Here is a 13,505-nt window from a genome sequence, read left to right as displayed (position 1 = left end):
GACATAGAAATACAAATAAGGCTACAGCCAAACAACTATTTTTCCTATGTGCTTGTGACTATGTTTCCTATGTGCCTATGTGGTTCAAACTGCTGCTTTATCCTCCCTTGTATTAAATGTGCATGAAATTATCACGTGCATTTCATTTTACATATTTTAATGAGTACATTAGCTGAACGATTGTATAACTGCTTAATCCCTTCATTTATGACTACATCCCTGTACATTACCGACCTGCATAAAGTGGGCATGAAAGATATTGACCAGGTGGGAGGAAAGAATGCATCCTTGGGTGAAATGCTCCAGAACCTGACCCAGCTGGGTATACAGATCCCTGGTGGTTTCGTGGTAACGGTGGCGGCCTACCGTGAGTTCATCCGCTACAATAACCTGGATGAACAGATAAAGAAGATCATCAACGACATTAAACTGGATGACATCGAATCGTTGCGCCGGGGTGGTCTGCTGGCCAGGCAGCTTTTAAAGAATGCAAAATTCCCCCGTGAACTGAGCGATGCCATCATTGAAAAATATTATGAACTGAGCCGGGGATATGACCAGGATATCACCGATGTGGCCGTTCGTTCATCCGCCACTGCCGAAGACCTGCCCGATGCCTCCTTTGCAGGCCAGCAGGAAACCTACCTGAATGTGCGTGGCCCGGCCCCGTTGATGAATGCCGTACGGAATTGTTTTGCTTCCATCTTTACCGACCGTGCCATCAGCTACCGCCAGAGTTTCGGGTACGATCATTTCAGCATCGGCCTTTCCGTATGTATCCAGAAAATGGTGCGTAGTGACCTGGGCGCTTCCGGTGTTGCATTTTCCCTGGATACCGAAAGCGGTTTTAAAGATGTGGTGGTCATCAACGCTTCTTTTGGCCTGGGAGAGATGATCGTACAGGGCGCTGTATCGCCGGATGAGTACATCGTTTTTAAACCAACCCTGCAAAAAGGGTTCAACAGCATCATTGAAAAGAAACTGGGCACCAAGGATAAGATGATGGTGTATGGCGATAACCCCGATGAGCGGGTGCAGATCATCCCGGTGGAGCGACCGTTGCAGCAGCGCTATTGTTTAACAGATGAACGTATCCTGCAACTGGCGAAATGGGTTACGCAGATCGAAGAATATTACAGTAAACTGAAAGGATACTGGTGTCCCATGGATGTGGAATGGGCGGTGGATGGTTTGTCGAAACAGCTGTTCATTGTGCAGGCAAGGCCGGAGACCATCCATTCGCAAAAGGATTTTTCAAAGATCATTGAATACGTGATGGATGAAACTGTTGAAAAGAAAACCCTGGTGAAAGGAATTGCCGTTGGTGATAAGATCGGTGCAGGAAAAGTTTCCATCCTGTTCTCCCTGGATAAACGGGTTACCGACGGGCATGAATTTGAACCCGGTGATGTGCTGGTGACTGACATGACCGACCCGGACTGGGAGCCCATCATGAAAAAAGCTTCGGCCATCATCACCAATAAAGGCGGAAGGACCTGTCATGCTGCGATCGTGGCAAGGGAACTGGGTGTGCCGGCCATTGTGGGTTGCGGCAACGCCACCGATATATTAAGTACCGGGCAACTGGTTACGGCCTCCTGCAGTGAAGGCGGCGAAGGTATTGTATATGAAGGTAGGGTTCCGTTTCAAAAACTGGAGACCGACCTGAATGACCTGCCCAAAGTGAAGACGCCCATCATGCTGAATGTGGCTTCACCCAATATGGCTTTCCGCTTTTCTCATTTGCCCAATGCCGGGGTGGGACTGGCCAGGGAGGAATTCATCATCAATAACTATATCCAGGTACATCCGCTGGCACTGCTGAAGCATAAAGAAATGAATGATGCGGAACTGAGCAAGGCCATTGGTAAAATGATACTTGGTTTTGACAGCGAGGAAGATTTTTTCATTCAAAGCCTGAGTTACGGCATTGCAAAGATCGCATCGGCATTCTATCCCAATAAGGTCATCGTGCGCTTCAGTGATTTTAAAAGCAATGAATATTACAACCTGCTCGGGGGAAAATATTTTGAACCCCATGAAGAGAACCCGATGATCGGGTGGCGGGGCGCCAGCAGGTATTATTCGGAAAAATACAAAGAGGCCTTTGGCCTGGAATGCAAAGCCATTAAAAGAGTAAGGGAAGAAATGGGTTTGAGCAATGTGGTGGTGATGATCCCCTTCTGCCGCACGGTGGAGGAGCTGCATAAAGTACATGATGTAATGAAAGAATACGGGCTGGAGAGAGGGCAAACAGGGGCTGGAACTTTTCCTCATGGCAGAGATCCCTTCCAACATCATCATGGCAGAGGAATTTGCAAAGCATATTGATGGGTTCTCCATCGGTTCCAACGACCTTACCCAATTAACGCTGGGGCTCGACAGGGATTCATCGCTGGTGGCGCATCTCTATGATGAACGTAACCCGGCGGTAAAAGAATTGCTGCGTATGCTCATCAGTACGGCCAAACGGATGAAGGTGAAAGTGGGCATCTGCGGGCAGGGACCATCCGATTTCCCCGACTTTGCCCAGTTCCTGGTGGAACTTGGGATAGACAGTATTTCAGTAACCCCCGACTCGGTGATGAAAACGGTGAAGGCGATCGCTGAGGTGGAGAAGAAGATCGGTTAAAAGCCCCGTCAGCGGTTAAAAACCCCGTCAGCGGTTAAAAACCCTGACGGAGGTTAAAAAACCCTGACGGAGGTTCCTATCCTGATAGTTTATGTTTTTGGGTGGTGGGGTGGTTTGCGGTATTTTTGCAGACCATGAACAATCCTAAACGATACCTGGTCACAGCCGCCTTACCTTATGCCAATGGACCCGTGCACATCGGTCACCTGGCCGGCTGTTATTTGCCTGCTGATATTTACGTACGTTATTTAAGGGCGCAGAAAAGAGATGTGAAGTTCATAGGTGGCAGCGATGAACACGGTGTTCCCATCACCATCCGTGCCATGAAAGAAGGGATCACCCCGCAGCAGGTGGTGGACCGGTACCACGCCATCATAAAAGAAAGCATGGAGCAGATGGGCATCTCCTTCGATATCTATTCCCGTACTTCCAATAAAGTGCACCACGATACCGCCTCTGCGTTCTTTAAAAAGATGTATGATGACGGGTTATTCGAGGAAAAAGAAACAGAACAGTATTATGATGAGAAGACCAATACATTCCTGGCCGACCGTTATATAACCGGTATCTGTCCTGTTTGTGCCAATCCCAATGCCTATGGCGACCAGTGTGAGAAGTGCGGCAGTTCCTTATCGCCGGAGCAACTCATCAACCCACGCAGTGCATTGAGCGATGCCGTACCGGTGAAGAAGAAAACAAAACACTGGTACTTTCCTTTGCAGAATTATGAGCCCTGGTTAAAAGAATGGATCATTGAAGGACATAAGGAATGGAAGAACAACGTGTATGGCCAGTGCAAAAGCTGGCTCGACAGTGGCCTGCAAAGCCGGGCCATGACCAGGGACAGCAACTGGGGCATAAAAGTACCGTTGCCGGATGCGGAAGGAAAGGTTTTGTATGTATGGTTTGATGCCCCGATCGGTTATATCAGCGCCACAAAGGAACTGACCGGTCAATGGGCCGATTACTGGTGCAAGGAGGATACCAAACTGGTGCATTTTATCGGTAAGGATAATATCGTATTCCACTGCATCATTTTCCCATCCATGTTAAAAGCCCATGGAGGATTTGTATTGCCGGATAATGTGCCTGCCAATGAATTCCTGAATATTGAAGGAGATAAGGTAAGCACCAGCCGCAACTGGGCCGTATGGGTGCATGAGTATATAAAAGATTTCCCGGGCTGTGAAGATGTGCTGCGCTATGTGCTTTGTGCCAATGCCCCCGAAACAAAGGACAATGATTTTACCTGGAAGGACTTCCAGGACAGGAATAACAGTGAACTGGTAAGCATCTTTGGTAATTTTGTGAACCGTACCTGGGTATTGATGCATAAGCTCTGCGGAGGCAAAGTGCCGAAGCTGCATGAAGATATACTGGATGAAAAAGATAAGGCTTTGATAGAAGCCATTCAGAATTCAAAACTCAAAATTCAGAATTGTTTAGAAGAGTATAAGTTCAGGGACGCCCTGTTTGAGGTGATAGATCTGAGTCGTACAGGAAATAAATACATGCAGGAGAAAGAGCCGTGGATCGTGGCGAAACAGTTGGCCTCCCCAAACCCCTCCGAAGGAGGGGCTTCGGACACTGAGAAATCAGGCGGCCCATATGAATATCAAACAGCAGATACGGTTGTTTATGGGTTGCTTAGAAAATTTGTGGAAGAACACAGGTCAAACCCTACTGAAGCAGAAGCCCTTTTATGGCAGATAGTTCGGGGAAAGAAACTGGATAGCTTTAAATTCAGAAGGCAGCACATTATTGGTACTTATATTGCAGACTTTGTTTGCCTTTCTCAAAAGCTGATTGTTGAAGTTGATGGACTGGTTCATGAAATACCTGAAAATAAATTAAGTGATGCTGAAAGAACAACTGAACTCAATAAATTTGGGTTTGAAGTGATACGATTTACGAATGATGAAGTAATTAATTATACAGATAATGTCTTAAATACGATCCTCTCAAAGCTTACTGAAAAGAGACATAAGCAATCAGGGTCCAAAAACCCTCCTTTGGAGGGCAGGGAGGCTCAAAAGCAGATTGACAATTGTATGCATCTCTGTTTACAGTTAACAGCGAACCTGGCCATCCTCATCAATCCTTTCCTTCCAGCCACGGCAAAGAAAATGCTGGGCATGATGAAAGTGGTGGATAAGATGCTGGATTGGGAAAATGCCGGGTCAATAAAATTGCTGAGTGTGGGCTACAGTTTAAGAGAACCACAATTGCTGTTCAGGAAAATAGAAGATGAAGAGATAACTGCACAGGTTAATAAGTTAAGATCAGGTTTAGTAAAATCAACTGAAACTAAAATGGAAGAAGCGAAAAAAACAGACACGTCGGCTAGCTCCCCTTTAGGGGTTGGGGGGCAAACCTGAAATTATATACGATGACTTTGCAAAGATCGACCTGAAAGTGGGAACGATCGTTGCTGCAGAAAAAGTAGAGAAGGCCGATAAATTACTGAAACTGCAGGTGGACCTGGGTTTTGAGACAAGGACCGTGGTGAGCGGCATCGCCCTGCATTACCAGCCGGAGGCCATCATCGGCAAACAGGTGGTGGTGGTGGCTAACCTGGCTCCCCGTAAAATGCGTGGTATTGAAAGTAACGGGATGATCCTGATGGCAGAAGATAAAAGCGGCAAGCTGCATTTTGTAAGCCCGGACAGCATCATTGATGCCGGTAGCCAGGTGACTTAATATGCAGCGATGCTGATTGTTTAACAATTAAAACTGTTTTATGAAAAGAAAGATTTTGGCAGCAATATTATTTCTTGCATTTGGTATGCCGGCAACGGCACAGGATGCAGATATGTCGCTGATACCCTACCGCAAAGGCGACCTGTGGGGATATGCGGATGCGGATAAAAAGATCATCATCACTCCTTCTTATGCGGAAGCAGACTTTTTTTCTGAGGGATTTGCCGCTGTAAAAAAGGGCGGGAAGTATGGGTATATCAATAAGGCGGGTAAGTTGGTGATACCATATAAATACACTGTAGCAAAGCCATTCCGGGTCGGGTATCTTGCGAAGGGAACAAAGATCGTAACAGCAGATGACATCGATGATAACCAGCGGTCTGTTTTGTTTGCTCCAGCTTCCCTGCGTGCCGATGGATACGAGATATGCATCAATACAAAGGGCGAAGCCATGCAGGGCTGCCCGGCCATTCCCGAGAACAGTGCATCCGATCTCAATAAGGCCCCGGTTACAATTACCGAAACGAGGTACAGTACCGTTAAGCAGAACGACATCTTCGACAAGATCATAAGTGATTATAAAATGCTGGGCCGGGAGGATAATTATTATATCGCCATGAAGGATACCAGCTATGGTGTGTTCAACAATAAGTTTGAGGTCATTGTTCCCTTTGAATATGATAGGATAACCAGTACCAATATCGGGGGGCTGGCCTACCTCTTTGTTGAGAAGAATAAAATGAAAGGGATCCTTTTTGGGAACGGGTCATCCTATGTGGCAGTGGACAACAGCAATATAGTTCATGAAAAAGGCAGGAACGGGATGGATTATTTCATCATCACCAAAGACGGTAAGACCGGTGTCAAGAATTCAAACTATATGGAAGTGATCCCTGCAGAATACAAGGAGATCTCTTACGATAAGAACGGCGGGTTCATTGTTACCGGGGAAGACAACCTGAAAGCTGTCCACTTTCTCAATGGCCAGAAGGTAGACGCAAAATATACCGAAGTGAAACTGATGAAAGGCGGCCAGTATGCCATGCTGCGGTCGGCCGATGGTAAACGATCTGTTGTAAGCAGTACCGGGATAAACTTCTTTGAAGATTAACGGCGGAGATCATTTGAAGGGCTTGCCGCTGTAATGCAAACCGGCTTTTTGAATGAACGACTTTATTTGTACGGTTAATGCATCCAGCACCCTGGATGCATTTTTGTTTGTCACAAGATTTTCTTTAAGTTGGCCATCGGACCTGTAATTATAGAGGTATTCGACCCGGTTGTTGTTTACATTGAATCCCAGCACATAAGAACTGTCGGTTACCTGGTACAGCGAACTGCCTGCTTTTGAGAATGCAAGGCCCTTGAGTGAAGCGCTGTCGAGCAAATTGCCGCCGTAGCTGATGATACGGCCTTTGTAACCGGCAGCAGCGAGGATGGTACCCAGTATATCAAACTGGCTTACTACTTCGTTCCGTAGTTCTCTTTTGTTTGTGGCGGGATCAAAGATGATCAGGGGTACCCGGTAGCCGGAGACCGCATTATAAGTTCCTTCAATGCCTTCAGGGAACATCCAGTGGTCGGAACAGAAAATAAAAACGGTCTCCCTGAACCAGGGTTGTTTGGCAGCATCAGAAAAAACCGCTGGAGGTAATGATCGTAATACTGCATGGATCTCATGGGCGGGGTGTAATTGTCCGGGAACTTTTCTTTATAGGTCGGAGAAAGGTCATACGGATAATGTGTGGAGATATTATAGTGGATGCCAAGAAAAGGTTTCTCTGTCTCATTGATCTTCCGGTAAAAGAAAGGCAGTACGTTTTCATCCTGCAGGCCCATGGAATGGGAGGGTAGTTCTTTGTAACCCGGAATTGCTTCTTCACTGTAGTACCTGCCGATCCCCAGCCAGTTCATGCATTTGGCAAACCCGAAATTGTCGTAGGCATCGCCAATGCAGAAGAGGGACCGGTAGCCGTTTTTTTCCACGGCTTTCCCGATTGCTGTTACCGGCATGTTCACATATTGCGAATGATAGAACGGTATATCGGTCAGTGTGGGTATACCTGCCAGGATGGCTGTGATGCCTTTGTTGGATTCATGCGAATAGCAAAATGCATTTTTATAGAACCTGCTTTTTTGTACGAGGAATCAAAAAGGGCATTCTTACCTTGAATGAACTTGTGCTGTCAAAAAATCATATGCCACACTTTCCATGATGAAAAGGACGATATTCTTTTTGCCTGCCGGCCGGGTATTAACCGCCAGTGATCGCTGTACAGGAAAAACAGAATCGCAGACCGCATCGGGAAAATAACTGTGTTTCGGGATATCATCTCCACCCCGAAAAACTGAATAGGAGAATGTATGAAAGGAATTTTCCACGATGGGTAATGCATTGCTTTTTATTTCCAGCAGCGGGTAAGCCGGCAAGAGGAACTTCGAAAAATCCTTCCTGAACAGGAATGCTGCCGCCATACCCGTGATCAGCAGGAGGGTAACCAGGTGAGCATACTTTTTATTGATAAATGCCACGTATAGTTTCCGGTGTAAGAACCATACCAGCCAGGCTACAACAACTATTGCTATGGCAAACAAAAGAAGGATACCCGTATTAAAATGAAATACCTGTTTGAATGAGTGGCTTGCTACATAAAGCAGGTCGGCATTGGCCCGTTGAAAACGGAACGGGAAGTAAAAAATGTCCAGCACATTCAGCAGGATAGCTCCTGTGTTCAGGAGCATGAAGAAGGGCAGGGTTATCCAGGAGGAAAATCTTACCGGTAGCAACCTGCCGGCCTGCAACATAAGTAACAGGGCAGTATTGATGAACAATAAACTCAGCAGGTCGTACGCGAGCGACCATTTTACGAGTTTTAATCTGGCGGCAAGGGAGGCTGTTTCTTCCGCCCCGGCAAACAATAAGTGATGGTTGTAGTTATAAAATATTATTTTTAAAACGGAATGGATAAGCAAAAGGCAGAACAGGAATGCAATAAATGGCTTATTGTTTTGCCAGGCAGATCTAACAGTAGTGGCCGATAAACTGAATTTCATAAAATACCAATAAGCATGCTGAAGTGGGTTGCACGAAACAAATATAAGCTAATGGTCTCTATCATGGGCCTGTACCTGCTTGCAGACGCCTGGCAGCACAAGGGGCTTACCCGTGTTTTGCTGCCGAAGACATTTCCTGCTCATGCATCAGTTCCCGCCCAGCCTGTAAAAAAGAACAGGCTTGTTAATACCGGTAAGGAATGGACACAGGCCGTCAATACAACCGAACGGATGGACCAGCTTTCAGAAAAAACCACCGGGCTGGAATGCGATGTTTACTTCAACGAACAGAAAAAGATATTTGAAGTTCATCACGACCCGGATAAGTCAACCGGGCTGGGCCTGGAAACCTTGCTGCAGTTGTACGCAGAAAAAAAACTAACGGCATCGCTCTGGCTGGATCTTAAAAACCTCAACAAGGAAAACCTGCAGCCTTCACTCGCCGGACTGATCCGGATCCGGGATAAATTCGGCCTTCGGGATAAACTGCTGGTAGAGTCATCAGAAGCGGTCTTACTCAGTGCTTTCAGCGACAGCGGTTTTTATACCTCTTACTATACACCCATGTTCAATCCCTATCTGATCAGCAGGGAGGAGCTTAAGCAATGGGTTGACAGTCTTTCGGCAGTTATTCATCTTTCCAGGATAGATGCCCTGTCCGGTTATTATTTCCAATACCCGTTCCTCCAGCAATATTTCCCTGAATTTCCCATCCTGATATGGGCAGCCGATGACCGGTTCAGCCTGGTGAACTGGCTCTTTAAAAAGAAAGTGGCTGCTTCCAGCGGGGTATTCATTGTTCTGTATCCCTGAACATCTGGAACAATACTCTTGCTTAAAATACAGGCGGTCATTAATTTCTATTTGAACCACATAGGCTATGTGTACTTCTATGTTCTCTATGTCCTATGTGGTTCAAAAGGATACCGGCATAAAATTGATTTATTTTCGGCTTAATGCAGAATGTCTTAATTTCGGTTTTGCAAATAGTTGTTTAACTAACTAATTTTAACCATGTCGAAAAGAATCATAAAAAAGGTAGCCGTTTTAGGTAGTGGGGTAATGGGCAGCCGTATTGCCTGTCATTTTGCGGGGGTAGGACTTGAAGTGTTGTTATTGGATATTGCGGCCCCCTCTAACTCCCCCGAAGGGGGAGAACCATCGCAGCGGAACAAAATAGTGAATGATGCATTGGCTGCTGCCATCAAATCAAATCCGTCACCCGTATATACAAAGGATGTAACGAAAAGGATCCGGACCGGGAATTTCACCGATAACATGAAAGAGATTGCCGGTTACGACTGGGTGATCGAAGTGGTGGTGGAAAGGCTGGATATCAAACAATCTGTATTTACCGAAGTGGAGAAATACCGTAAGCCTGGAACATTAATTACTTCCAATACATCAGGCATTCCCATTCACATGATGACAGAGGGAAGGAGCGATGATTTCAAAAAACATTTCTGCGGTACCCACTTTTTTAACCCGCCAAGGTATTTGCGGTTGCTGGAGATCATTCCAACGCCGCATACCGATCCGGAAGTGGTGGATTTCCTGATGCATTACGGAGACCTTACACTGGGTAAAACAACCGTTCTGTGCAAGGATACACCGGCCTTTATCGCCAACCGGGTTGGTGTGTTTGGCATGATGGCGATCATGAATGCCATGGAAAAATTGCAGTTGACCGTTGATGAGATCGATTCACTTACCGGCCCCATCGTTGGCCGTCCAAAGTCTGCCACATTCCGTACGGCCGATGTGGTGGGCATTGATACCCTGGTGAAAGTGGCAAAAGGTGTTGCAGACAATTGTCCCAATGATGAAGCCAAAGAAGTGTTTACTATTCCGGCCTGGCTGAATAAAATGGTGGAGAACAACTGGCTGGGTGATAAAACGGGGCAGGGTTTTTTTAAGAAAACAAAAGGAGCGGGAGGTGAAAAGGAAATTCTCACTTTGAATTTGCAAACCCTGGAATATGGTGCAAGACAAAAACCAAAGTTTGCCACAATAGAAACGTCTCACCGGATCCCTGAGATCAGTGATGAATTATACCGTGTGGATGACGGCATGATGGCGGGCTTTGGCTGGGAGATCGGTGCTTTTGAGAGCTGGGATGTATTGGGCCTGGCAAAAACCGTGGAAGCCATGAAGGCAGCAGGTCATAAAGTTGCCCCATGGGTTGATGAGATGATCGCAGGTGGTGCCACTTCCTTTTATAAAGTGGAGAATGGCAAACGGCTTTGCTATGATGTCAGCAGCAGATCGTATAAAATAATGCCGGGGGCCGATGCTTTCATTGTAATGCGGAATTTTGAGAATGAGACCATCTGGAAGAATTCGGCTTGCCGTACGTATCATTTGGGAGATGATGTACTGGGGCTTGAATGGTATACCAAGATGGGAAGTATCGGTGGCGAAGTGCTGGAAGGGATACAAAGGTCCATTGCATTGGCCGAAGATAAATACAAGGGCCTGGTGATCGCCAACGAAGGAGCCAACTTCAGCGCCGGCGCCAATGTAGGTATGATATTTATGATGGCGATCGAGCAGGACTATGACGAGATCGATATGGCCATCCGGCAGTTCCAGAATACGATGATGCGGGTGAGGTATTCGGGCATACCGGTTGTGCTGGCGCCGCATGGCCTGGCATTGGGTGGTGGTTGCGAAATGAGCCTGCATGCCGATAAGGTCATTCCGGCTGCGGAAACATATACAGGGCTGGTGGAAGTTGGCATCGGCGTTATCCCCGGGGGTGGCGGGACCAAAGAATTTGTTTTACGGGCCGCCGATGAAGTGCATAGTGGGGAACCGGATACGATACCATTGCAGAACAGGTTCTTGACCATTGCAACGGCAAAAGTTGCCACTTCTGCTTATGAAGCATATGAACTGGGTATTTACCGCAAGGGAACTGATGTAGTAAGCATCAATCAGGGCCGGAGAATTGCTGAAGCAAAACAGGCCGTGATCGAAATGTTTGACGATGGGTATGTGATGCCGGTGCAGCGGAGCGATATCAAAGTGCTGGGCCGCTCCATGCTGGGCGCCATGCATGCCGGCATCAACGGCATGTGGCGGGGCAATTATGCAACCGACCATGATGTGACCGTTGCCAAAAAACTGGCTTATGTGATGTGTGGTGGCGACCTGAGTGAACCAACATTAGTATCTGAACAGTATTTACTTGACCTGGAAAGAGAAGCTTTTTTAAGTCTGACCGGTGAGAAAAAGACACTCGAAAGAATTCAGTCCATTTTGAAGAGCGGAAAACCGTTGAGGAATTACCTTCCTCCCCCCCCCCCTCCCGGCGGCCGCCCCGGCCGCCGGGCGGGGGGGGGGGGGGCCCCCCCCCCCCCCCCCCAGGAGCCCGCCCCCCCCCCCCCCCCCCCCCCCGCCGCCCCCCCCCCGGTTTGGGGCCCCGCCCATGGTCACCCGGTCTGACAATATTCGAATAACATGGGCGAAGCCGAACTGCAACCAAACCGGAACCTGTTGATCATTCACGCTGAACTGATCTTTTACGGCGATGCTGCCAATGAAGAATTAAGTTCCCAGGTCGCCAGGGATGTAGAGGACCACTGGAATGAACCCCGGGGAAAAATACAAATAAGCCAAAACTGGTTTTTTAAAAGAGACTACCACGTACGCTTCAATATTAAGGGGAGGCACGACAGGTCACTTACTCCCGATATGGTATTTGAAAACAGCAATCCCCGAAATAACTATTTCCGCATTGAAGAGTTTGCTATCGGCAATATCTCATTTGTGGATGGCATCAATTCAAACACCGGTTATTTTAAACTGGAGAACCTGCTCAACAACTCAACCACCGCTGCACATGAATTTGGCCATACCCTTGGATTGGATCATCCCCAGGATCTTGATATCAGGGGAAAAGGAACACCGGGCATCATGTACCCGAGGGGCACCCTGGTGGATCCTCAATTTCAATATTATCCCGATGTTGCCCCGGGGGAGAAGGGAGGAACCCTGAATCCTTTTACAAGAAGGGTCTTGCAAACAGATATTGATGACCTTAACCTGCATAAACTTGATTTCAATAAAAATGGCCTTGCCGTGCTCGGTGATTTTACATCCATCTGGCATGAAAAACACTTGCCGGATCCTGCCTGAAAAATTTCAGCTATCTTCATGCCCAATTTATTTCTTCAAACATGGCAGTACTCAGTATTGAAAATCTCACAAAGAACTACGGGCCGGTAAAAGCGCTGAACAATGTAAGTTTTGCTGTTCCTCCTAAAACCGTTTTTGGCATACTGGGCCCCAATGGAAGCGGTAAAACAACATTGCTCGGTATTGTGATGGACATTCTGAAGGTGAGCAGCGGAAGTTACAAATGGGCCGGTGATGATATACCCAATGAACTGCGCAGGAAGATAGGAACGCTTCTGGAAACGCCTAATTTTTACCACTACCTGAGCGGGGAGACCAATCTCAGGATTGCAGCAAAAATAAAAGGAAGGGGGGAAGAGGATATCCCGAAAGTGTTGCAGATGGTTAACCTGTATGAACGCAGGAGATCAAAATTCAACACATACTCCTTAGGGATGAAGCAACGGCTGGCCATTGCTTCTACATTATTGGGCAACCCCGACATCCTCGTTTTTGATGAACCTACCAACGGGCTTGACCCCGCCGGTATTGCCGAAATAAGAGAACTGATAAAAGAATTGAACCGCCAGGGCAAGACCATCATCATGGCAAGCCATATACTGGATGAAGTGGAAAAGGTATGCACCCATGTTGCCATCATCCAGAAAGGCGTTTTAAAAACCGTGGGTTCGGTTAGTGAAGTATTGAACACCTCCGGTGCCAATAGTAGTGCAGCCATTTTAATTGAATTAAGCGCTGCCAACAATGATCAGCTGAAAAATGTGCTGCAACAGATGCCGGGGCTTGAGAGTATTACCGGCACAGAAAATGGCATTGAAGTGGTTTGTCCCGAAAACATCACGGCGGAGCAGGTGAATAAATTCTGCTTTGATAATGGGGTCGTACTTGGTAAACTGAATGTAAAAAGAAAATCGCTGGAGACCCGGTTCCTGGAAATAACCGGCAAACAAAGCGACCGTTAAATCAAAATCTGCAATAA

General features: G+C 47.0%; 8 protein-coding genes and 3 pseudogenes. 8 read left to right on the top strand and 3 right to left on the bottom strand.

The window, feature by feature from the left end; all coding sequences use genetic code 11:
- Positions 1–207: 207 nt before the first annotated feature.
- The 4 genes and pseudogenes from ppsA (at position 208) to IPJ02_06045 (ending at position 6,443) form a co-directional block, all read left to right on the top strand.
- Positions 208–2,632, top strand: a pseudogene (gene ppsA / locus IPJ02_06060) (phosphoenolpyruvate synthase).
- A gap of 134 nt (positions 2,633–2,766) precedes the next feature.
- Positions 2,767–4,194 (top strand): annotated as a pseudogene (metG, locus tag IPJ02_06055) (methionine--tRNA ligase).
- Positions 4,195–4,683: 489 nt separating this feature from the next.
- Positions 4,684–5,332 (top strand): annotated as a pseudogene (gene metG / locus IPJ02_06050) (methionine--tRNA ligase subunit beta).
- A 40-nt stretch (positions 5,333–5,372) separates the two neighbouring features.
- On the top strand, positions 5,373–6,443 hold the full coding sequence (locus IPJ02_06045) for a WG repeat-containing protein (GenBank protein MBK7375115.1): 1,071 nt from the start codon (positions 5,373–5,375) through the stop codon (positions 6,441–6,443).
- 9 nt (positions 6,444–6,452) lie between these two features.
- On the opposite strand, the gene IPJ02_06040 is transcribed toward IPJ02_06045, so the two are convergent.
- The 3 genes from IPJ02_06040 to IPJ02_06030 form a co-directional block, all read right to left on the bottom strand.
- Positions 6,453–6,905, bottom strand: a complete 453-nt coding sequence (locus IPJ02_06040; GenBank protein MBK7375114.1) for a hypothetical protein — start codon at positions 6,903–6,905, stop codon at positions 6,453–6,455.
- A complete protein-coding gene (locus IPJ02_06035) occupies positions 6,845–7,414 on the bottom strand; it encodes a sulfatase-like hydrolase/transferase (protein MBK7375113.1) in 570 nt (189 codons plus the stop codon). The genes IPJ02_06040 and IPJ02_06035 overlap by 61 nt, the downstream gene beginning before the upstream one ends.
- An 81-nt stretch (positions 7,415–7,495) precedes the next feature.
- Positions 7,496–8,386 carry a hypothetical protein gene (locus IPJ02_06030; GenBank protein MBK7375112.1) on the bottom strand — a complete coding sequence of 297 codons (891 nt, stop codon included), beginning with the start codon at positions 8,384–8,386 and terminating at the stop codon, positions 7,496–7,498.
- A 51-nt stretch (positions 8,387–8,437) separates the two neighbouring features.
- On the opposite strand from IPJ02_06030, the gene IPJ02_06025 reads away from it, so the two are divergent.
- The 4 genes from IPJ02_06025 (at position 8,438) to IPJ02_06010 (ending at position 13,488) form a co-directional block, all read left to right on the top strand.
- The gene (locus IPJ02_06025) at positions 8,438–9,199 is read left to right on the top strand and encodes a hypothetical protein (protein ID MBK7375111.1); all 762 of its coding nucleotides are present in this window, start codon (positions 8,438–8,440) and stop codon (positions 9,197–9,199) included.
- A 201-nt stretch (positions 9,200–9,400) separates the two neighbouring features.
- Positions 9,401–11,833: a 3-hydroxyacyl-CoA dehydrogenase/enoyl-CoA hydratase family protein gene (locus IPJ02_06020; GenBank protein MBK7375110.1), complete on the top strand. Its 2,433-nt coding sequence runs from the start codon at positions 9,401–9,403 to the stop codon at positions 11,831–11,833.
- Positions 11,834–11,848: 15 nt separating this feature from the next.
- A complete protein-coding gene (locus tag IPJ02_06015) occupies positions 11,849–12,526 on the top strand; it encodes a peptidase M10 (GenBank protein ID MBK7375109.1) in 678 nt (225 codons plus the stop codon).
- A 41-nt stretch (positions 12,527–12,567) separates the two neighbouring features.
- Positions 12,568–13,488 carry an ABC transporter ATP-binding protein gene (locus IPJ02_06010; GenBank protein MBK7375108.1) on the top strand — a complete coding sequence of 307 codons (921 nt, stop codon included), beginning with the start codon at positions 12,568–12,570 and terminating at the stop codon, positions 13,486–13,488.
- Positions 13,489–13,505 lie beyond the last annotated feature (17 nt).

It is taken from the genome of Chitinophagaceae bacterium (assembly GCA_016710165.1).
GTDB lineage: Bacteria > Bacteroidota > Bacteroidia > Chitinophagales > Chitinophagaceae > Ferruginibacter.
The sequence above is the reverse complement of the archived record's forward strand: the minus strand, read 5'-3'. Positions and strand labels throughout refer to the sequence as shown.

Excerpts from the sequence above, each read along its gene's own strand:
- IPJ02_06015 (MBK7375109.1), top strand. The coding sequence starts at position 11,849 with ATGGGCGAAGCCGAACTGCAACCAAACCGGAACCTGTTGATCATTCAC.
- IPJ02_06010 (MBK7375108.1), top strand. The coding sequence starts at position 12,568 with ATGGCAGTACTCAGTATTGAAAATCTCACAAAGAACTACGGGCCGGTA.
- IPJ02_06045 (MBK7375115.1), top strand. The coding sequence starts at position 5,373 with ATGAAAAGAAAGATTTTGGCAGCAATATTATTTCTTGCATTTGGTATG.
- IPJ02_06030 (MBK7375112.1), bottom strand. The coding sequence starts at position 8,386 with ATGAAATTCAGTTTATCGGCCACTACTGTTAGATCTGCCTGGCAAAAC.
- IPJ02_06020 (MBK7375110.1), top strand. The coding sequence starts at position 9,401 with ATGTCGAAAAGAATCATAAAAAAGGTAGCCGTTTTAGGTAGTGGGGTA.
- IPJ02_06040 (MBK7375114.1), bottom strand. The coding sequence starts at position 6,905 with ATGTTCCCTGAAGGCATTGAAGGAACTTATAATGCGGTCTCCGGCTAC.
- IPJ02_06025 (MBK7375111.1), top strand. The coding sequence starts at position 8,438 with ATGGTCTCTATCATGGGCCTGTACCTGCTTGCAGACGCCTGGCAGCAC.